Source organism: Quyinboa sediminis (assembly GCF_042219855.1).
Lineage (GTDB): Bacteria > Bacteroidota > Bacteroidia > Bacteroidales > UBA5342 > JBHJHP01.
On sequence record NZ_JBHJHP010000001.1, the window covers coordinates 865,892 to 886,413 of the forward strand.

Consider the following 20,522-nt stretch of genomic DNA (forward strand, 5'->3'; position numbering starts at 1 on the left):
AAATAAGATCAAATTAATTCTTAGTTTTCTATTCTATAAATATGATGAATAAGATTACAGACAAAATAAAATGATTAAGAGAGCATGAAATTTATTAATCCTAATTAAATGCTAATACTCCATGGTCAATTTCAAATAAAACTCTTTCAGTATATTGGTTTGTACCACTATATCGTATCCTAATTCTTTAATACTATCAACTCTGTCACTTCTATGTTCAATTTTATTATCAATTATTTCCTGTGCCCATTCTTTAGCTGATTTTTTTAATGAATGATAAAATAATAAATCAGTTGCTTTAATCTCAGTTGGTAAAACGTCAGAAACATGAGTCGGTAATCCTGAGGCTTGCGCCTCCAGTGCAGCAATACCAAAACCTTCAAATATTGAAGGAAATATAAATGCGTCTGCCCCCATTAGAATATTTGGAATATCATCACGTGAACCAAGAAACAATACACTATCAAATAATTTATCGGCACTAATTCTTTCTATTAAATTTTGTTTTAAATCTCCTTCTCCCACCAATAGTAGCATTGTATCATTTTTTTTATGCAATATTTCTTTAAAAATTGCCAGTAAAAAAATATGATTTTTGGGTTTCGTGAAACTGCCGACATGTACCAACACCAACTTGTTTTCTAAACCATAACTTCGTCTAAATTTCTTTCTAATCTTATCGTCATATCTGAACGTCTCGGCATTAATTGCATTTTTAAGTATTAATGTATCCGATACTTTTTTCTTGCCAAACAACCAGGACGCAGCTTCTTCAGAACATGCAAAAAAGTAATCTGATATATACCTAATTGGTAACTGCATAACATTCTTTACACTTCTACTTATTAAATTACCCCTGGAGCCAGTTGCATGACTATGTATAATTGTTATTCGGTTAAATTTCTTTGCCAAAAGAAGATAGATTGATGCCGTACTCCTGATATGTCCATGAATTATTGTATATTCAGGATTGGTTTTGAGAAGCTTCTTCCATAGTCTCACATATATAAAATGATTTATCCCTGTATATCGTTCAATAACATGAATTTTACCGCCTAAAGATATAATTTCATCATCGTAGGCACATTTTTCATTCGTATGCTTCACAAAATGAAACTGAACTTTAGACCTATCGATGGTACGGTACAGGTTCATTATAAGTGTTTCAGCACCACCCCGATTTAAGCGACCAAGTACATGTAAAACTATTAAAGGTGTTTTCAAATGTTTTATATTAAGAACCTATTGTTGACATTTGATTATTACAGTTTTTATTAAATCATTAACAGTAGGATATATTCATGAATATATTGAATCCTATCTTCTCTATTAATTAATTATATCTAATACCATACTCGTTTTTAAACCTATTGACCAATCTTGTCTATATACTGGATAACCACTTGTTGTATAATCAATTTGCTGTGATGGAAGTGCCATTTTTATGAAAGGGTTTAATCTTATTTTAAACATTTTATATATGTCTAATTGATAAGTGAAACCAGATTGAATAGCTAAGTTAAGCTTACGCGTTATATCCGTTGGAGAATCTGTGCCATAAACATACTCATCGAAATTACTATTCTCTTTAATGAAGAATTGATAGATAAGATTAAGGTTAAAAGCTATTTTCCTTTTATTTCCAATAAATACATCAAATAGTACTGGTACTTCCCAAAAGTATCTTTCTAAATTATAACTTCTATTTATTCCATTTAATTCAATATCAAAACCATACCCCATTTTACTATAATTAATTCCACATCCCAAAGTCATTCTTTTATTGAAATAATTCCTGAATCCTAGACCAACATCAAAACCAAAATTATATTTACTGTCGACCTTACTACTTTGAGATGTAGGAGTCTGGTAAATATCATTAGTTAGAGTAGGTGAAATAAAAGCCTCCAATTGAGTTTGTCCAACCAAAATTGAAGATATAAATAATGATAATACAAGAATATAATATTTCATAATTTAAAAGTTTTAAGTAAATTTATTTCACAATGAATGTTTTCTTAAAAATGTTGATTAATCTATCTATTAGAAAGCTTTTTTAATATCTCAATTGATTTCTTAATTGGACCTTTTTGACGATAAATATAAAATGCTATTACTATTATAAACCATATTGGGGAAATAAAACTTCCGAAAAAACTTCCAGTTAAAATAAAAAGAAATATCAATCCAAATTCGATCATACTTTCTTTAACTATGTTAACTTTTATATACTTTGAAAGCCACAATTCCGCTAAAAAAGTTCGTAAGCCTAAAACAACTACTACAGAGGCCATTAAATAGTCTAAACTTCTGTATACTAACGTAAATATTAAAGTCAAAATCAAACTTACAGCTAGAGCCCAAAGATTTACGTGTAATAATAATTTTTCTTTTCGCAGAACTTTTAAAAAAGTATTATTTAATAATGCCATTTTCCCTTCGAAAAAGCAAATCGGAAATACAAACACAAAATATATCAATCCTTCTTTATACGAAGGAAGCCATTTATTTAGAACAACCTGAAGCGGATAATAAAAAATTAACAGGGATAATAAAAAAGGAGACAATAAATCTCGAATAGAATTATAATATTTTGAAATCTGTCGGTCATCCATCTTACGTAACAATGGATATAATACGACTCCAACAGCATTTATAAAAACCATCATCAATCTTGCTGCACTTAAGGTAAGTGAAATCTTTCCAAAAGTTATAATGTCCCACGCCCTCTCCACTCCTAATCTGATGATACCAATCATTAATACGCTTGCAAGATTTGCAAACATTAGTTTAATACCCGATTTTAAATTTTCAATAATATCATAGATATCTATTAAAAAGGTTTTTAATTTTAATTCTGTAATTTCTTTTACAAGATAAATTGCATAAGCCAACGAAATTACTTTTGCAATTACGTCAGCAACAACCAAGAGTTTATAACTCTTATATCCTACAACTAATAAAACAATAATAAAAAATACATAGATAAACCTATCCATTATCATCACAAAGGCATAGTCCTTAATTCTATTTGTAGCCTGAAGTACATAAACTAACATCCACCTCATATTTGTTGCCACCAGGCAAAATGTAATTAAACGAATTACATACTTTCTATCATCACCTAAATTTAAGTTTAAAGTTGTTAAATAAATAAGTACAGAGAAGATCAACTGTATTATAAATAGTAAATAGAATTGTCCATTTAAACTTTGTTTATTCAGATCATTATAATTCTGCCCTCCATAACGGAGATATATACCGTCACACCAACCAAAATGCAGAAATCCAACATAAGTAGAATAAAACAAATAAAGTTGCCAGTAACTATATTCTTTAACACCTAATACTTTTGGTAAAACCAGACTTGTTAACAGCGATACAATTAATACAAGTAGATTACTAAGTATTGCATAAGAAAGATTGGAAAAAAATTTTTGAAATAAATGACTGGACTGTAATCTCATCTTAAAACCTTCCCGATAATATTTGAAATTTCAAAAATAAAGTCCCTTTAATCGTATTTCTCTTCAATAAAGGATGCATACATAACTTCAAACGACCTGAAATCTTAGTATTTAAACTTAATATTTTGAATAATTTATTTTGTAATGTACTATCTAATTGATCTTTATATCCTGCTAAAATTTCAGAAATTACCTTAGAGTAAAAATTAGATTCATCTTTTAATTCCCTAAATTTAGTCGTAATAATTGTGTATATAGATTTATTTACACCAAATACATTCGTTTGATGCTGTCTGTATAAAATACAAGGTTCCGGATCGTAAACTATCTTTCCAAGATAAACATGTAATAAAGGAATCCAATAATCATGCGCAACGGTAATTTTAGGAATATTTGATTTTATTATCTTCATCGAAGCATAGTTTACAACCATTGTACAACCATGAACAAAACCCTGAGTTATAGCCATTTCCTGCTCAGGGACCTTTACTTTTCCTGAAGGATGTAACAGACCTGTTTTAACTAAATTTTCATCAGTTAAATAACAATTTGAAAAATAAAGTGTAGGGATTTCACTTGATTTAATCTTTTCCGTTGCAACATATAATTTATTATTTAACCATAAATCATCCTGATCAGAAAAAGCATAATAATCAAATTTACCGGCTTTATTTATCAACTCGAAAAAACTCTGTTTATAACCAATATTATTCCCTGTGAAGATTTCAATATGTGCATTTTTCCTTTTGTAGGTATTAAGAATTTCCAAGGTTGCATCTGTAGATCCATCATCTCTTATTAAGCAATAAATTTCAACATCTTGTTGAGATAAAATAGAATCCAGTTGTTGTTTTAAATATCTACTGCCATTGTAGGTAGACATTAATACGAGTACTTTAACCATGAATTACTTCTTTTTCATGCTTAGTAGTAAATAAAAATTCCCTGCGTGAAAACAGCCAAAGCCAAATTATATTTTGAATCCAGGAAGAAAGTTGAGACAAATACGTATCTGAAAAATAGTGGTAAACTAATGGGAAATATAACATTGCTAATAAACAATGATTAAATATATTAAATTCTTTACTATACCTTACCTTTTTATATAAGTAACCATATAATATGCCTAAAATTAATAAAACTAACATCGAATACCATAAACCAAAATCAGCCGTATAATACTGAAATATAGTATATACATTGGTTTTTGTATCTGCAATCTTAATATAATCCTGTACAGTATCTTCTACCTTAGGTCCCCCAAAAGATTCAAAGATTGCATAAAAAAATCTAAAGCTATTTGTCCCATGTTTTAAGGGTTCATCTAACTTATACCATTCTATAAAAGCAACTGGAGGATTTGCAAAATATGCACGCAAATGAAAATTAATAAAATTAACAGTGTCACTTTGATCCTGATAAACAAATTTGGCAAAACTGGATAAAATAAAAATCGAAAGTATTACGATTGCAGTTCGAACAAATATTTTAAACAATCTCTGGTTATCAAAATTTTTGATGTATAAATAACTAAATAGTAATGATATTATTAGTAAGAATATAGCACCTCTATTTGTAACCAATATTCCATATATAACAGATAAAACTAAAAATAAAATAAAATAGATTTTATTTTGCTTTATGGGATTACTAAAATATACTGTTCCTAATAAAATTGTTAATATAATAACGGGACTCCTAGAATACGCAATATAAAAAGGAATTACATATTCACCCCTTGAACGAGCTTCCCCAAGGGTTTGCCAAAAGTTAAATTTTATTTGATGTAATTCAATAAATCTATAAACCTGATAAATATTTAGAGATACAAAAACTACAGCTAAAACAAAAAATAGTTGTAAAAATAAGATTGAAAACTTAAGATTTGTCTTACGTTCTCCGTCACGGACATGAATAATTCCTCTTCTATTTCCAATTAATGAGAATCCAAGTATAAAAATAAACAGACCTAGAAAGTAAATACCATATAAATAATCATTTAGGTCAATAATACCGTTCCAGTATATAAAGACTGAAGAATAAATAATCACCCATATGGCAGCTAGAATAAAAGGAGGTGACTTTATGTCCTTTACAACTGCCCGTACAACGAGTAATAAAAAAAGACACAATATTAATGAAACTATTACAATCATATAAATGAACCTATCAAATGAAAAACATCCCTGTACAAATTTTTAAATACAAATGTATTTTTTTCATCAAAACTATTTAAAAACATATCCAAGGAATAAAACCGGGGAGGTAAAGCCAAAACCATCTAAATCAAGCTAAATTCTGAATTTATAATAATTTTTTATCAAGCCACAACCGATTATTAAACCCATATTGGAGTGTGTAATCTGCCCGTTACTTTCAACAGGTTTCCTTTCCGGTTCGTATGGGTAAAGAACAGTTGATATAGATTTCTCAGTTCCAAAACCGAACTCTAAGTATGGCCCAAAATCAAATAATATTTCAGTTTTTTTCATAGTGTTCAAAGTTCCTTTAAACAGAACAGGAATAAATAAATTTTTTGTTTTTTTCTCCACCAAAGACTCCTTGTCCATACCCGGATAACTTTGAAATTTAGCTTCTTTTATAAAATAAAATCTCTGGTTCAATTGAGAAATAATTGTTATACTTAAAATCGAAACCAGCTGCTATATGAAATCCAACATTACTATCCTGATCCAGGATTTCTCCATAATAGTCATTGTCACGTTGAACTGAATAATTTATTCCTACGTTAATTTGGAAATAAACCTGACCATTAAGAATGACTTGGAAAATAAAAAAACAATAATTATTGCTCCCACTTTTTTCATAAAGATATTCATTTAAAGATATCGTAGTTTCACCGATATTTCATATTTTCAACCTAATAACTACAACTCCAAAAACCAGGCATCCTGCGAGCTGAAAATTAATAGGAGCAAAGGCAATCATATTATCGAAGACAGATAAAGCCATATACAAGGATAAGTTTGCAATAACCGGAATTCCCCACTTCCCCAATTTTTGTTTTGTAAATAAAAAAATCAAATAAACTAACGAAAACAGAAATACCGTGTAGATTAATACACCAGACCATTTAGCATACAGGTATGGTCCATAAAATGCCGTTCCTACAAACCAGGGCGGCAATTTATATGATGATACTCTCTTATTGTAATTCAGATACTTATTGAACCTTTCACCAAAAGAATATGGCATCATTTCAAAAAGTACTAAAGCCCCATAATCATTTTTTAAAGCATTAATTTGCTTGTCCTGAACAGTATATTGCATTTTAGCAATGGGAGAAGTAAAATAATAGTATCCCCAAAAAAACTCATCAGGCAGAAAATCAGGATAACTATTATTTTGATAAATAGAGTAAAAATTAAAACTTCCGTCTCTTTTTTTGGCTTCTTCTCTACTGTCCCCAAATCGCCCAAATAAATAAAAAAACACGATCCCTAATACGATCAGTGAAATTAATTTCCTTACATCCAGCTTTAAGTAATATAACACGATAAGAACACCCGGGAATAGAACTAAAACAGTATAACCACGACTTGCCATTAAAGCTACATGTAATAATCCAATTCCAATTAAAAACAGATATTTTTTATCACGAAAGATATAAACAGCATTTATCCATAAACATATCAACGACGACATGCCATACATTGTTATAGTAGATAAATAATTAATACCTTTAAAGTCCTGATAGTTGTAAGTATTCCCTGAAAATAAAATATTATACATTGGAACTCCGCCATTAATATACAAGGCAATAAAACCCAATGTTAAAATTATTCCAGCAACAACAGAAAAAAACCAGAATTTTTCAGGTTTTAATTTATTTTCTGACTCTGACTTAAAGTATCTTACTTTTAAACCTAACAGAAAAGAAATTATAGCAGAACCTAAAATAAGTAGCAGAACAGGAAATGACAAATTTGGGAAATTGCTCCAACCGAAAGAATAAAATACCAGGCTTAAAGAAACAAATAAGGCATAAGTAAAAAAAGGATTGAATAATACATTTTTTAAAATTTTACCCAAGTTCATTATAAATATTCTATAAATGAGATGTTTTATACAATGCTAATTCCTTAAATATGGCGTTCTTTATTTATTCTTATCATAGTACCACTCACATACCTCTTTCAATCCTGTCTTCATATTATATTCAGGATAATACTCCAATGCCTTTTTTGCCTTTTCAATTGAAGCTAAAGAATGAGGGATGTCTCCCTCTCTTTTACTTTTATAAATTGGTTTTATTCCTTTAATATCTTCTCTGTATTGAGATAGATTTTCAACTAAATATTTAAACAAATCATTTAGAGAAGTTCGTTCTCCATGAGCTACGTTGAATACCTCAGATAAATAATTTTGTTTCTTCCCAACTTTAAGTAAAATACTCTTCCTTGAAGCAAGAGCTGCTAACTCATTAACTTTAACTACATTCCGTATATAGGTAAAGTCCCTTGAAAATGATCCATCTCCATTAATTGAAGGGGATTCGTTATTTAATATCTGTAAAATAAACTTTGGGATAACCGCTGCATATGCCCCACTGGGATCCTGTCTTTTTCCAAATACATTAAAATACCTGAACCCAATAGTTTCAATACCATAAATTTTGGAAAAATTTTCAGCAAATAATTCATCAACATATTTTGTTATTGCATATGGTGATAATGGATTACCTATTACCTCTTCTACTTTAGGCAAAGCTTCATGATCGCCATAAGTTGATGAACTTGCAGCGAAAATAAAACGCTTCACCTTAGCATTTACAGCTGCCATTAATATTTTAACAAAACCACCAATATTCACATCTGTAGATGTAACCGGATCATTTATTGACCTGGGAACAGATCCTAAAGCTGCATGATGAAATACGTACTCAACGCCTTTACACGCTTTCTCGCAATCCTCTGTATTCCTGATGTCTCCTTCAATTAGGGTAAACTTCTTGCTCTTAAAAAAGGGCTCAATATTTTCCTTGTATCCTGTTGAAAAATTATCAAGGCATATAACTTCATTATCATTCCACAGAAAATACTCACATAAATTAGAACCTATAAATCCGGCTCCACCTGTAACTAAAATTCGTTTTCCTTTTAGATGCCTCATCTAATATTTATTATTTTATAACAAAAAATCTATTACTATATTTTTATCAAATAATGGCTTTTGTTTTTAAACTCATGATAAATATAAAGTTTCAAGTATTATGTCTGAAGAGTAATTTGCAAAAAAGACTATCAGTGACTTTAATCAATTAAGCCTTTACTTATTCTAATCTTAGATTAAATCGTTTTAAAGATATTCCTTACGTTTTAATGTTAAATCATCCAGCCAAAGATCAGAAAAGGTATCAAAGTAAATAAAAAATGAAAAATCTTCTTTTAAACTTTCAAAAGTTAGTTCATAATAACACCATTCTTCCTCCTTATACTCAACACCTTCACAAAAGGGATATTTTTGTGCCCATTGAAAAACATCACCAAAATCTACTATTACATCAGAACATTCACTGGCATGCCCTTTCACCCTAAACCAAAATGAAAAAGTATACTCTGTGCCGACAACTAAGTTGGAAAATCTTTGATGCATTATTTGTCTGCCCAACTTAGCTTCTGTAGTTAAGTGTAAAGAAAATGTGCCACTATGTTTAATTTCAGAATCTAAAATTGTAGAGTTTGATTCAGTTAATCCCCAATAATCTAATGCTAAATCAGTTTCAAAACCTCCATCTCCAAATAAATTTAAATTTTCAGTCTCAATTGAAGCAATATTGCTTCCACTTAATTTACCGTATTCATTCATTGCATAGACTCTAAAAAAATATTTCTCATTTGAAGATGTATTTTCAAGAATAAATGTGGTATCCTGTTTTCCTATTGCAACATGTATTAATTGCCCAGAAGTCTCGTCTATTCCCGAATTGGTATTTAAATATACTTTATATTCTCTAAAATCATCTGCATCAGTTGCTGTCCATATTATTTGTACTCTTCTTGAATCAAGCTGAAGAACTGTATCAATTTTCACAGGCTTGGGTAACCTCAATGAATTAAGTTTTACATCATCGTTTACGTCAACTTTATACGAACTTATTGAATACCCCACAGATTCATCGGCGCTAAAATTTGTATTTTTATGTGTCGTGCTGCTTTTATACGTTTGAAGCATATGAATACCTCTTGAAACGTTACCAATTTCAAATTTCCCCTCTTCATCAGTATAAACAGTACGGTTAATTGCACTATCTAAAGAAACCTTAACATTCTCAGCAGGAATATCTCCTTGATAGACAATACCCGATACCTTGAACAGATCAGTATCTGTATTGGTATCACAACTTTCAAAGACAAGAAAAAAAATTCCTGCAATTAACAAACTTAATTTCATTTTTTTCATGATAGTTATTTTAGCCTTAATTATTATGGTTTAGTACATTTTATATACGAATCTTTAATACGCCTTTGCAAACAAAACCCTGCCTTTGGATGGCTTTCCTGAGTAAACACACACACCTTCCTCATCATTCATTTCCAGCGGAATGCAGCGCAGGGTTGCTTTGGTTTCTTCCTGGATCTTTTCTTCCGTTTCGGTTGTTCCATCCCAGTGTGCTGAGATAAAACCTCCCTTGGTTTCCAGTACTTCTTTGAACTCTTCCCAACTGTTGACCTCTGTTGTAGCGGTATCGCGATAATCAGAAGCTTTCTGGTAAATATTGGTCTGTATTTCTTCCAGTAGTTGCGCAATATAGTTTTCAATTCCGTCAATATTCACCACTTCTTTTGTCAGGGTATCACGACGAGCAACTTCCACGGTGCCGTTTTCCAAGTCTCGTGGTCCCATGGCCAGACGCACAGGCACGCCTTTCAGTTCGTACTCAGCAAATTTCCATCCCGGCTTTTTATTGTCACTGTCATCATAACGGACTGAAATACCTTTCGCACGTAACGCTTTCACAATTTCATCCACTTTTTCAGAAATCTGTCCCAGCTGTTCTTCTTTTTTGTAGATTGGTACAATCACTACCTGGTATGGCGCTAATTTAGGAGGAAGCACCAGTCCGTTATCGTCAGAATGCGCCATAATAAGAGCACCCATCAGTCGGGTTGAGACACCCCATGAGGTGGCCCAGACAAAATCCTGTTTACCTTCCTTATTGGTAAATAAAACATCAAAAGCTTTAGCAAAATTTTGTCCCAAAAAGTGAGATGTCCCCATCTGCAGTGCTTTACCATCCTGCATCAAACCTTCAATACAATAAGTATCAACGGCTCCGGCAAACTTTTCGTTTTCTGATTTCAATCCTTTATGAACCGGAACAGCCATAAACTCTTCAGCAAATTTGGCATAAATATCCAGTATCAGTTTTGTTTCCTTTACCGCCTCATCTGCGGTTGCATGAGCCGTATGCCCTTCCTGCCAGAGGAATTCAGCCGTTCTAAGAAACAAACGTGTGCGCATTTCCCAGCGTACAACATTGGCCCACTGGTTCACCAGAATTGGAAGATCGCGGTATGATTGGATCCAATTCTTATAGGTATTCCAGATGATGGTTTCGGAAGTTGGTCTAACGATTAACTCTTCTTCCAGTTTGGCTTCAGGGTCAACCACTACTCCACTGCCATCATCGGCATTTTTAAGCCTGTAATGCGTGACAACAGCACATTCTTTGGCAAAACCCTCCACATGGTCCGCTTCCTTGCTAAGAAAAGATTTGGGAATAAATAAGGGGAAATAGGCATTTTCATGTCCGGTTTCCTTAAACATTTTATCCAGCTGAGCCTGCATTTTTTCCCAGATGGCATAACCGTAAGGTTTAATAACCATACAGCCGCGAACCGCAGAATTTTCAGCTAAATCAGCCTCTTTAACCAAATCGATATACCATTGTGCAGCATTTTCCGCACGTGGAGTCAATACCTTTGCCATTATAATTTTTTGTTAGAATAAAACCTTTAATTTTAGAGGCACAAAGAAATAAAAAATTAGCGAGATTACCTTAAACATAAGAGTCCACCTTAACTTCCTTGATGTTCAAATTATATCTTAATTCTTGTATCTTATATCTTATGTCTTAAAAAACACAGCTTCGCCACCTCACCCACATTTTGCAGTAATTTTGAAACTCCCTAATACAAGTTATGCTATCCGAAGACAGCATAAACTATTATTTATAAAAACAGGATCCAAAGATACCTATTCTTAAGCTTTTCTTTCCAATGTCACATATGAAAAACCAAATTCTGCCACTTCTCCCGGTTTAAAATCCTTTCGCTCTGTTTCTTCCCAATCTTTCCATTCTATTTCAGGAAAATAGACATCAGCATCATATGTTTTATCCACAATGGTCAGATACAGTTTGCCTGCTATCGGGTAAAACTGTTTATAAATCATGCCACCTCCAATAATAAAAGCCTCATCCTCTTCTCTTACTTTTTCCACGGCCTCATCAATAGAATAAACCATCTCACAACCTTCAAATGCTTCTTCAGGATTGTCTGTAATCACAATATTCCTTCTGTCTTTCAATGGGCCGTTTGGCAGACTGATCAATGTGTTCCTTCCCATAATTACCGGATGCCCTGTGGTTATTTCCTTAAACCGTTTCAGGTCACCGGGTATATGAACCAACAGATCATTGTTTTTTCCGATTGCAAAATCCCTGGTGATGGCTACTATAATTGACAGGTTATTGTACATGTGCATTTACGTTATACTGAAATTGGGGCTTTAATATGCGGATGCGGATCATAATCCACCAGTTCAAAATCTTCGAACTTAAAGTCAAAAATGGATTTCACATCCGGATTTATCTTCATTTTTGGTAATGGCCTCGGCTCACGCGTAAGTTGCAGCTTTGCCTGCTCAATATGATTCAGGTATAAATGCGTATCTCCAAGTGTATGGACAAAGTCTCCGGGCTCCAAACCTGTAACCTGAGCCATCATCATGGTCAACAATGCATAGGACGCTATATTGAACGGGACACCCAAAAATGTATCTGCACTGCGTTGGTAAAGCTGGCAACTCAGCTTTCCGTCTGCGACATAAAACTGGAAAAAAGCATGACACGGCGGAAGGTTCATATTGGGCAGATCCCCCACGTTCCAGGCACTTACAATAATCCTGCGCGAATCAGGGTTGTTTTTAATTGTATTTATTGCATTCGCAATTTGATCAACATTACCACCCTCATAATCAGGCCATGAGCGCCACTGATATCCGTAGATATGTCCCAGGTTTCCATCGGAATCTGCCCATTCATTCCAGATTTTAACACCATTATCCTGCAGATATTTCACGTTGGTGTCACCATTCAGGAACCATAAAAGCTCATATATGATGGATCGGAGGTGCAGCTTTTTTGTGGTCAAAGCAGGAAAACCATCCTGAAGATTAAACCTCATCTGATGTCCGAAAACACTTATCGTTCCGGTTCCTGTCCTGTCCCCTTTTTCTACCCCTTCATTTAAAATTCTGTCCAGTAAGTCAAGATATTGCTTCATCTTTTACTATTTCCCGGGTTTATAATTGGTTGAAATCACTTTAAATTCTGTTCTCCTGTTAATCTGGTTACAGATATCCTGTTGCTCCGGTGTCAGTTTCATGATAAATTCAGGCGTTAACACATCCTCTTCCTTTATAAAGTCATACTCTGAAGCCAGTTTCTTGTCCGCCACCACCGGTTGCGACTTGCCATATCCCTTTGCTTCCAGACGGTCTGCCACAACACCTTTCGAAATGAGATAGTTCATAACAGAAGAAGCCCTTTCCTGCGACAACTTCATGTTAAATTCTTCATCGCCAATCATATCGGTGTGTGCACTCAGTTCAATCGCAATATTCGGATTATCATTCAGGACCTCCACCAAAGTATCAAGCGATAGTTTCGACTGCTGGTTTAATTCGGCACTGTTGAAGGCAAAGAATATATTATTCAGACGAATCGGTTTTTTAATGGATGAAAGCTGAAAATCATAATCAAAACTTTTATTCTGTTCAAGCCCGATTGTTGACGCCTCACCTTTTTCATTGAGATAGCCACGACAGGTGACAAGAAATACAAACTCTGCGCCTTTATTCAGTTCATGTGAATAAGTACCATCCTTTTTAGTTCTGATAATCGTGTTGGTTCCGTCGTTTCCAACCAGTTTAATCCGGCTTTCAGATAAAGGAGTACCATCCCGTTCATCTGTTACCTGTCCCTCAAGGATAAACTGTAACTCGGGAAGTTCAAACGAGTAAATATGATCATTTCCCCGATACTCATTCCGGTTCGAGGTAAACAACCCCTTTTCACGTTCACCTTCAAAGGTGATCCCAAAATCATCGGCCTTACTGTTAATCGGAGCGGGAAGCCTTGACCTGATCCATCCGCTGTCCGTTTCCACAGCCTTATAAATATCAAGTCCACCCAATCCGGGCCAGCCATTCGATGAAAAATACAGCTCATCATTAACCCTGAAGTATGGAAATTCTTCATTACCCGGTGTATTGATGTCCGGTCCCAGGTTTTCGGGCGTACTCCAGTTTTGTCCTATTTTTTTAGTGATCCAGATATCTTTTCCACCGTAACCACCCTCAAGGTCGGATACAAAATATATGGCACTTCCATCATTATTTATGGCAGGATGAGCCAAAACAAGCGTATCAGCTGTTGAATCCTGAAAAATCGTGACAATCGTCGGAGTTCCCCACTGTGCTCCTGTCCTTGTAGCACTGTAAATTGATGCGCCATAAGCTTTGCCGTCCTCATTGCGACAAACCGTAAAATATAAGGTCTTTCCATCCGGTGATACAGAAGCGACACCTTCATCCTCCTCCGTATTCAGACTTCCCTCAACCAGTTCCGGTTTGATCCATTCATCCTTACTGTCTTTCCGGGTCATGTAAAAATCAGCCGGACGCATTCCCGTAATATCACTGTTTTTCATTGATATTCCCCCTTCACGTGTTGAGTTGAAATAAACAACATCGTAATCAGGACCAACATATACCGGACAAAAATCACTTCGGCGCGAATCAAAGGCCCGTTCACGTTTAACAATATATCTTGAGTTTTCTTTATTCCATACATCTGCGCTATCCAGAGACAATAAAAGATTCTTTGCTACAGCATTCGTCGAATCATACTTCAGATAGGTATTTACCGCATCCTTTGCCTGGTTTTTCTGGCCCAGACCTGCCAGTGTCTGACCGTAGCGCAGAAACACCAGTGAATCAGGATATTTAAAGGTAATGGCCAAACGATATGAATTGGCTGCAAACTGGTTAAAATTCAGAATACGGTAACATTCTGCCTGCCTGTAGAATATTTTTGCACGCTGTTGATTATTCTTAACTTTTTTAACTGCTTTACGGTAATAGGAAGCTGCCTTATTATATTCTCCTATTTCGTATGTTTTATTCGCCCTCGAAATAACTTTTTTAGCGCTGCACCCCCCTAAAAGAGTCAGAATTATTGTAAAATATGTTAATGTTATAAGCTTTCTTTGCATCTTAATGTTTAGCAATTACTATTGCTTTTATATTTGTAAAAAAACCATCTTTTTAGCAAACGCTTTTTAGATCGATTTATTTTTTTGTCAACTATGTTTTAACAAGTCCCGCGTAACTTTGATGAAAGCACTTTTAATAGCATTACTGGTTTACTTTTTTTACAAGGTACTGATCTTTTCATTCCGGATCCGGAAAGCTTATAAAACAGCACAGGATCAGGCAGAAAATCATGGATCAGAACACGAAGGAGAAGTAACCGTTACCGACAATCACTCCAAAAAGAAAAAACTGGATAATGATGTTGGTGAATATGTAAATTATGAAGAAGTGGACTAACCTTCATTCTTCTCCGGAAAATCGATGGTATAGTGTAAACCTCTGCTTTCCTTTCGTTCCTGAGCCATTTTAATTACCAGGTAACCGACATTTATTGAGTTTCTCAGTTCACAAATTTCCTTGAAAACGATGGACCGGTCAAAGAGGTCTTCGGTCTCCCTGTATAATGTTTCCAGACGGTCGAGTGCTCTTTTCAGTCGTAAATTTGAACGGACAATGCCGACATAATTGCTCATCACCATTTCCAGTTCCCTCCGGCTCTGTGTGATCAGGACCATCTCTTCCGGCAATCTTGTCCCCTCATCGTTCCAGTCCGGAACATTAGTATTATAATCGTATTTTTTAAAGTGCTTTAAAGCATGTAATGAAGCTGAATCAGCATAAACAGCGGCTTCAAGAAGGGAATTGGATGCCAGTCTGTTAGCACCGTGCAGCCCGGTTGATGAACACTCGCCTACGGCGTATAAACGGTTGATTGAGGATTTGCCATCCTGATCCACTGAAATACCCCCACAAAGATAATGGGCTGCAGGAACAACCGGTATCATATCCCTGGTTATGTCAATTCCGACCTCCAGACATTTTCGCGTAATATTTGGAAAGTGCTTTTTGGTCTCTTCAGCATCTTTATGTGTTACATCCAGATAAACAAAATCATGTCCACTGATTTTCAGCTCATTATCAATTGCACGGGCCACAATATCCCTGGGAGCAAGAGAGCCACGTTCATCGTATTTATACATGAATTTCTTTCCGGCATGATTGCGGAGTTCTGCACCGTATCCGCGCATTGCTTCAGTGATCAGAAAACTGGGACGTTCCTTTGGATTATACAGGGCTGTGGGATGAAACTGAACGAATTCCATACCACTGATAATACCTTTGGCCCGATAGACCATCGCAATACCATCGCCGGTGGCAATACCCGGATTTGTTGTGGTCTGGTAAATATTTCCAATTCCTCCGGTCGCCACCAGGGTTACTCTTGACAAAAACGTGTGCATGGTACGTTTTTTTATGTTCAGCACATACGCCCCATAGCATTCAATATCCTTATTCCAGCGATGAACCGTTTTACCTAGGTGATGCTGTGTAATTAAATCAACCGCAAAATGGTTTTCAAGTAGGGAGATGTTATGGTGCTCCTTTACCCTTTTAACCAGGCTGTATTGAATTTCCTTCCCGGTTTTATCCTTTACATGAAGAATTCTGTGTTCACTGTGTCCGCCTTCCCGGTGCAAATCGAACCTCCCGTCTTCCGTTTTATCAAAATCAACACCCCAATCCAGGAGCTGCTTTATTTCTGTCGGTGCATTTTCCACAACTTTTTTAACCACACCGGGATTATTAATGCCATCGCCTGCAATCATTGTATCCACAATATGTTTTTCAAAGTTGTCAGGATCGTACATTACAGATGCGATACCGCCCTGAGCATAACTGGTGTTAGTCTCATATAAGTTCGTTTTCGAAATAATACAAACCGTACCGTAATCTGCCGCCTTCAGGGCAAAACTTAATCCTCCAATACCTGAACCAATGACCAGAAAGTCGTATGTGTGCTTCATTTTTTGAAAAATTTGGTCAAAGTTATAAAACAATAAACGTATTCAGGTATAAAACTCTAACTTTACACAAAATTCGTTATATGATTCGCGCTGAGGATTGCATAAAGATAGGAAAGCTGGGTAAAGCACATGGCACAAAGGGTGCCTTTAACCTGACCCTTTACGATGCATTTTTTGATGATGAAGATACAGTGGAATACTTGCTGGTACTCTTTGAAGGTTACCTTGTTCCTTTTTTTATAGAGGAACTGGTTCTCACAGACATTAAAAGCGGAATTATAAAATTCGATCACATACATAAACCGGAGGATACCCGTGAATTTGTAAATTGTGAACTATATGCTGCCCATGATCAGGTATCATGGCATACAGACGTTCAACAGGAAAATGAACTGGAAGGATTCTCAGTTATGGATAAACGATTTGGAAACCTTGGAACAGTTACTGAAGTGCAGCTTGACACACCGAATCCATTGTTATTGTCAGAACACAATAAGAAAATCATATATATACCTTATAATAATTCTATAATTCTATCCATTGAACCGGAAAGCAGAACCGTGATAACGGAGGTTCCTGATGGATTATTAGATATAAACGATTAATATGATGCTCAAAACGATACTTATTATTGGAACGGGAGGATTTTTAGGAAGTATATCACGCTATGGCGTAAGCTTGTTGACCACAAAATGGTGGGGCAATGGTTTTCCCTGGGGCACCTTAACGGTGAATATTTTGGGCAGCTTTTTAATTGGTGTAATTTATGGACTTGCCGTACAGAACGACTGGCTCACGGCTGATATGAGATTATTCCTGGCTATTGGTTTCTGCGGAAGTTTTACAACGTTTTCCACCTTTTCATACGATATCATCCAGATGATCAATACAGGTCATTTTATATATACCGCATTGTATGTTGCCGGAAGTATCTTACTGGGTTTGATGGCCGTATTTGCAGGGATAGGTCTCTTTAAACTCGCATAAGTATAAACTGTATATTAATTTATTCTTTTTGCATATTCCTTCATTTTGATAAGTAAAACCAAAACTTTGTATCCTTTTGCAACAAATAAGCAGCATTAACAATCAATACGTTTCAAATTGAATATTTATAAACATGAATTGTTAAAATCCGTAAACTTTCAATTGTGTTATACAACATAATGTTAAAATTTGTAGTTATTTAAAAAATCTTCAATTTTGTCCATGTCCAAAGCAATCACCAAGATTCTTTTTACCTTAACATTCTAGTACCATTTTGAGAAAACTCAGAAAAAGAAACCAGCGATGGTTTCTTTTTTTTTGTTCTTTTTTGAAAAAAATAGACAGAAATTATTTTGCAATATTAAGACGGAAACCTATATTTGCACCGCATTTGAAGAAATGCAAAGATGGTGGATGTAGCTCAGTCGGTTAGAGCGCTGGATTGTGGTTCCAGAGGTCGCCGGTTCGAACCCGGTCTTCCACCCTTAAGAGCTTCCTGGTGATTCAGGGAGCTTTTTTTATGTGAAAAACTCAGACCGGGTGAGAAGTTTATCCCGACAGGACAACGTGAGTGTCGGGAAACCCGGTCTTCCACCCTTAAGTGCTTCCTGGTGATTCAGGGAGCTTTTTTTATGTAAAAAAACTCAGACCGGGTGAGAAGTTTATCCCGACAGGACAACGTGAGTGTCGGGAAGCCCGGTCTTCCAACCTTTAGGAGCTTCCTGGTGATTCAGGGAGCTCTTTTTATGTAAAAAACTCAGACCGGGTGAGAAGTTTATCCCGACAGGACAATGTGAGTGTCGGAAAACCCGGTCTTCCACCCTTTAGCAGCTTCCTGCTCTTTCAGGGAGCTTTTTTTATGTGAAAAACTCAGACCGGGTGAGAAGTTTATCCCGACAGGACAACGTGAGTGTCGGTAAACCCGGTCTTCCACCCTTTAAGAGCTTCCTGGTGATTCAGGGAGCTTTTTTTATTTAAAAAACTCAGACAGGGTGATAAGTTTATCCCGACAGGACAATGTGAATGTCGGGAAACCCGGTCTTCCACCCTTTAGCAGCTTCCTGCTCTTTCAGGGAGCTTTTTTATTTCAGATCAATCTTTAATAGATCCATATTCGGATACAACAGTATAACTTCCAATTGCCATCCAGGATTAGCTGAATAAATTTAAAGCTGAAATGTTAAAAACCAGCAGGTTCAAATGAAACGAGGAGCTATATCTCCCAAACGCTCGCTCAGAACAAAATCACGGGGTTAATAATAATGGAAGTTTATCGCAAAAAGGCACCACGAAAATTATGAATTACACCATGATACCGCTTCTGGTTTGGTCGTGAAAAGTTTAATCTGCCAGTTGGTATCAGCCATAATTCCTGCATAATAATCCACAAGCTGCTCCAATTCATTATTCGTTGTTACTATGGCTACTTTAACATGATCATTCCAGCGACTGGCTTTTTTATCAAGTACACCGATCACCTTCATGTCAAAAACGTCCATATTTACATGAATAGTTTGAGAAAAATCAAATAACTGAAAATGCATCTCCTCTAATCTGCTGTCACCGTATATGATATCATCGACTAAAAGAATCTCCTCTCCCTCTACCCGGTCTCCAAATGTGATATAAACATCAGAATCGCACCATTCCATTGTGTAGCTCATGCCGCTAATATAACAACTTTTTAAGATATTCAATGACCGGTTTTAATATTAAAAATACCACACTCTTTTGTGGTTATATTTTTTAATCAGTCATGGATGAAACAATCCTGAACTCGCCATCACTCTGTAACAGGTAAATTATACTTTGAACTTGCACGTGAAATTGCCAGGCATGAGAAGAAACCGATAGCATCGTTATTCACATTACCTTCAATATTGGCTGGAGGACCACTGAACAATGGGATATTCCCAAAAGATTCCAGGTTAACAGCCTGAAGAAAATCATAGTAATCTCGGGATATCTGGATTTGCTCCAGGGTAAAGACATCACCTGGTTGTAATATCTCAGTTGAATCCGTCTGATCGAGATATTTAACAACAATACCGTTGGTATAATTTCCATTGAAAAACTCATCGTTGGTTAATCCCCAATCTGTTACCGATTCGTTTAAAGGTTTATCATTGATTACAGATTTAAAAAGATAATTATTCCGTTCCGGAGGATCCATTGTAAACAACATGATTCCTACGAAATAACGATCAGGTCCTTCTATATATGTCCGCATAAGATTTATGGAATCAACGGGAACAGGATAAGTCATCTCGTCTGTTGCCCTGTATTCTTCCAAAGCACCATCATCATTAATATCCACGTTTTGAATAACGAGCTCATATTCAGTATTAAATTTTGCTGCAAAATCCCTGGGTGTGTAATACATTCCTGCCTGTTTTTCATTCAGATGTATTGTATCACCACCTTCGAGAATAAAAACAGTTGCGCCTGTTACATCCGGTGCTTCAGTACCATCAAAGAAATCTGCTGATTTGGTCAGACGGATCAGATGTGCCATCGGATCATTGGATATACTTCCATCCACTACAATCCTTGCATATGATTTATCTATTTGTATATCTATCCGTTCTGTACATGAAGCCAGAACAACCAAAAACACTATGTATAATACCTTTTTCAATCG

The 20,522-nt window shown here is 35.1% G+C and carries 19 protein-coding genes and 1 tRNA gene; 4 read left to right on the forward strand and 16 right to left on the reverse strand.

The genetic code is table 11. The features are described 5' to 3' along the window. Positions 1 to 111 precede the first annotated feature (111 nt). The 13 genes from ACE1EF_RS03605 to porE all read right to left on the reverse strand — a co-directional run bounded on the left by ACE1EF_RS03605 (position 112) and on the right by porE (position 14,989). Complete coding sequence (locus ACE1EF_RS03605; protein WP_375719250.1) at positions 112 to 1,224, reverse strand: glycosyltransferase; 1,113 nt, start codon at positions 1,222 to 1,224, stop codon at positions 112 to 114. 105 nt (positions 1,225 to 1,329) lie between these two features. Continuing rightward, positions 1,330 to 1,974, reverse strand: a complete 645-nt coding sequence (locus tag ACE1EF_RS03610; protein WP_375719251.1) for an outer membrane beta-barrel protein — start codon at positions 1,972 to 1,974, stop codon at positions 1,330 to 1,332. Positions 1,975 to 2,036: 62 nt separating this feature from the next. After that, the gene (locus ACE1EF_RS03615; RefSeq protein ID WP_375719252.1) at positions 2,037 to 3,467 is read right to left on the reverse strand and encodes a lipopolysaccharide biosynthesis protein; all 1,431 of its coding nucleotides are present in this window, start codon (positions 3,465 to 3,467) and stop codon (positions 2,037 to 2,039) included. 1 nt (position 3,468) lies between these two features. Next, positions 3,469 to 4,371: a glycosyltransferase family 2 protein gene (locus ACE1EF_RS03620; RefSeq protein WP_375719253.1), complete on the reverse strand. Its 903-nt coding sequence runs from the start codon at positions 4,369 to 4,371 to the stop codon at positions 3,469 to 3,471. Further along, positions 4,364 to 5,623 carry an O-antigen polymerase gene (locus ACE1EF_RS03625; RefSeq protein ID WP_375719254.1) on the reverse strand — a complete coding sequence of 420 codons (1,260 nt, stop codon included), beginning with the start codon at positions 5,621 to 5,623 and terminating at the stop codon, positions 4,364 to 4,366. The genes ACE1EF_RS03620 and ACE1EF_RS03625 overlap by 8 nt, the downstream gene beginning before the upstream one ends. 135 nt (positions 5,624 to 5,758) lie before the next feature. Then, positions 5,759 to 6,091: a hypothetical protein gene (locus ACE1EF_RS03630; RefSeq protein WP_375719255.1), complete on the reverse strand. Its 333-nt coding sequence runs from the start codon at positions 6,089 to 6,091 to the stop codon at positions 5,759 to 5,761. A gap of 244 nt (positions 6,092 to 6,335) precedes the next feature. Beyond that, positions 6,336 to 7,526, reverse strand: coding sequence for a hypothetical protein (locus ACE1EF_RS03635; RefSeq protein WP_375719256.1), 1,191 nt, complete (start codon positions 7,524 to 7,526; stop codon positions 6,336 to 6,338). 60 nt (positions 7,527 to 7,586) lie between these two features. Next, positions 7,587 to 8,600, reverse strand: coding sequence for an SDR family oxidoreductase (locus tag ACE1EF_RS03640; protein WP_375719257.1), 1,014 nt, complete (start codon positions 8,598 to 8,600; stop codon positions 7,587 to 7,589). A gap of 186 nt (positions 8,601 to 8,786) precedes the next feature. After that, on the reverse strand, positions 8,787 to 9,890 hold the full coding sequence (locus ACE1EF_RS03645) for a carbohydrate binding domain-containing protein (RefSeq protein WP_375719258.1): 1,104 nt from the start codon (positions 9,888 to 9,890) through the stop codon (positions 8,787 to 8,789). Between the two features lie 54 nt (positions 9,891 to 9,944). Next, on the reverse strand, positions 9,945 to 11,420 hold the full coding sequence (gene proS, locus ACE1EF_RS03650; protein ID WP_375719259.1) for a proline--tRNA ligase: 1,476 nt from the start codon (positions 11,418 to 11,420) through the stop codon (positions 9,945 to 9,947). Positions 11,421 to 11,693: 273 nt separating this feature from the next. Further along, a complete protein-coding gene (locus tag ACE1EF_RS03655; RefSeq protein WP_375719260.1) occupies positions 11,694 to 12,191 on the reverse strand; it encodes a dihydrofolate reductase in 498 nt (165 codons plus the stop codon). Between the two features lie 11 nt (positions 12,192 to 12,202). After that, on the reverse strand, positions 12,203 to 12,997 hold the full coding sequence (locus ACE1EF_RS03660; RefSeq protein ID WP_375719261.1) for a thymidylate synthase: 795 nt from the start codon (positions 12,995 to 12,997) through the stop codon (positions 12,203 to 12,205). A 6-nt stretch (positions 12,998 to 13,003) separates the two neighbouring features. Further along, positions 13,004 to 14,989, reverse strand: coding sequence for a PorE family type IX secretion system protein (porE, locus tag ACE1EF_RS03665; RefSeq protein WP_375719262.1), 1,986 nt, complete (start codon positions 14,987 to 14,989; stop codon positions 13,004 to 13,006). Positions 14,990 to 15,110: 121 nt separating this feature from the next. Here porE and ACE1EF_RS03670 point away from each other — a divergent pair, with 121 nt between their 5' ends. Then, positions 15,111 to 15,326: a hypothetical protein gene (locus ACE1EF_RS03670; protein ID WP_375719263.1), complete on the forward strand. Its 216-nt coding sequence runs from the start codon at positions 15,111 to 15,113 to the stop codon at positions 15,324 to 15,326. Here ACE1EF_RS03670 and nadB read toward each other — a convergent pair. After that, entirely contained in the window at positions 15,323 to 16,894 is a 1,572-nt protein-coding gene (gene nadB / locus ACE1EF_RS03675; protein ID WP_375719264.1) for an L-aspartate oxidase, read from the reverse strand. The genes ACE1EF_RS03670 and nadB overlap by 4 nt on opposite strands. An 80-nt stretch (positions 16,895 to 16,974) precedes the next feature. Between nadB and ACE1EF_RS03680 the strand changes: the two genes are divergently transcribed. The 3 genes from ACE1EF_RS03680 (at position 16,975) to ACE1EF_RS03690 (ending at position 18,366) form a co-directional block, all read left to right on the forward strand. Further along, a complete protein-coding gene (locus ACE1EF_RS03680; protein WP_375719265.1) occupies positions 16,975 to 17,499 on the forward strand; it encodes a ribosome maturation factor RimM in 525 nt (174 codons plus the stop codon). A gap of 1 nt (position 17,500) precedes the next feature. Then, positions 17,501 to 17,881 carry a fluoride efflux transporter CrcB gene (gene crcB, locus ACE1EF_RS03685; protein ID WP_375719266.1) on the forward strand — a complete coding sequence of 127 codons (381 nt, stop codon included), beginning with the start codon at positions 17,501 to 17,503 and terminating at the stop codon, positions 17,879 to 17,881. A 409-nt stretch (positions 17,882 to 18,290) separates the two neighbouring features. Then, a tRNA-His gene (locus ACE1EF_RS03690) sits at positions 18,291 to 18,366 on the forward strand. 810 nt (positions 18,367 to 19,176) lie between these two features. Here ACE1EF_RS03690 and ACE1EF_RS03695 read toward each other — a convergent pair. Beyond that, entirely contained in the window at positions 19,177 to 19,545 is a 369-nt protein-coding gene (locus tag ACE1EF_RS03695; protein ID WP_375719267.1) for a hypothetical protein, read from the reverse strand. A 119-nt stretch (positions 19,546 to 19,664) separates the two neighbouring features. Then, entirely contained in the window at positions 19,665 to 20,519 is an 855-nt protein-coding gene (locus ACE1EF_RS03700) for a DUF4249 domain-containing protein (RefSeq protein ID WP_375719268.1), read from the reverse strand. Between the last annotated feature and the right edge of the window lie 3 nt (positions 20,520 to 20,522).

What these genes read in the sequence shown, in the direction of transcription:
- ACE1EF_RS03610 (WP_375719251.1), bottom strand. Translation starts at nt 1,974, where the DNA reads ATGAAATATTATATTCTTGTATTATCATTATTTATATCTTCAATTTTG.
- ACE1EF_RS03615 (WP_375719252.1), bottom strand. Translation starts at nt 3,467, where the DNA reads ATGAGATTACAGTCCAGTCATTTATTTCAAAAATTTTTTTCCAATCTT.
- ACE1EF_RS03620 (WP_375719253.1), bottom strand. Translation starts at nt 4,371, where the DNA reads ATGGTTAAAGTACTCGTATTAATGTCTACCTACAATGGCAGTAGATAT.
- ACE1EF_RS03625 (WP_375719254.1), bottom strand. Translation starts at nt 5,623, where the DNA reads ATGATTGTAATAGTTTCATTAATATTGTGTCTTTTTTTATTACTCGTT.
- ACE1EF_RS03635 (WP_375719256.1), bottom strand. Translation starts at nt 7,526, where the DNA reads ATGAACTTGGGTAAAATTTTAAAAAATGTATTATTCAATCCTTTTTTT.
- ACE1EF_RS03640 (WP_375719257.1), bottom strand. Translation starts at nt 8,600, where the DNA reads ATGAGGCATCTAAAAGGAAAACGAATTTTAGTTACAGGTGGAGCCGGA.
- ACE1EF_RS03645 (WP_375719258.1), bottom strand. Translation starts at nt 9,890, where the DNA reads ATGAAAAAAATGAAATTAAGTTTGTTAATTGCAGGAATTTTTTTTCTT.
- proS (WP_375719259.1), bottom strand. Translation starts at nt 11,420, where the DNA reads ATGGCAAAGGTATTGACTCCACGTGCGGAAAATGCTGCACAATGGTAT.
- ACE1EF_RS03655 (WP_375719260.1), bottom strand. Translation starts at nt 12,191, where the DNA reads ATGTACAATAACCTGTCAATTATAGTAGCCATCACCAGGGATTTTGCA.
- ACE1EF_RS03660 (WP_375719261.1), bottom strand. Translation starts at nt 12,997, where the DNA reads ATGAAGCAATATCTTGACTTACTGGACAGAATTTTAAATGAAGGGGTA.
- porE (WP_375719262.1), bottom strand. Translation starts at nt 14,989, where the DNA reads ATGCAAAGAAAGCTTATAACATTAACATATTTTACAATAATTCTGACT.
- ACE1EF_RS03670 (WP_375719263.1), top strand. Translation starts at nt 15,111, where the DNA reads ATGAAAGCACTTTTAATAGCATTACTGGTTTACTTTTTTTACAAGGTA.
- nadB (WP_375719264.1), bottom strand. Translation starts at nt 16,894, where the DNA reads ATGAAGCACACATACGACTTTCTGGTCATTGGTTCAGGTATTGGAGGA.
- ACE1EF_RS03680 (WP_375719265.1), top strand. Translation starts at nt 16,975, where the DNA reads ATGATTCGCGCTGAGGATTGCATAAAGATAGGAAAGCTGGGTAAAGCA.
- crcB (WP_375719266.1), top strand. Translation starts at nt 17,501, where the DNA reads ATGATGCTCAAAACGATACTTATTATTGGAACGGGAGGATTTTTAGGA.
- ACE1EF_RS03695 (WP_375719267.1), bottom strand. Translation starts at nt 19,545, where the DNA reads ATGAGCTACACAATGGAATGGTGCGATTCTGATGTTTATATCACATTT.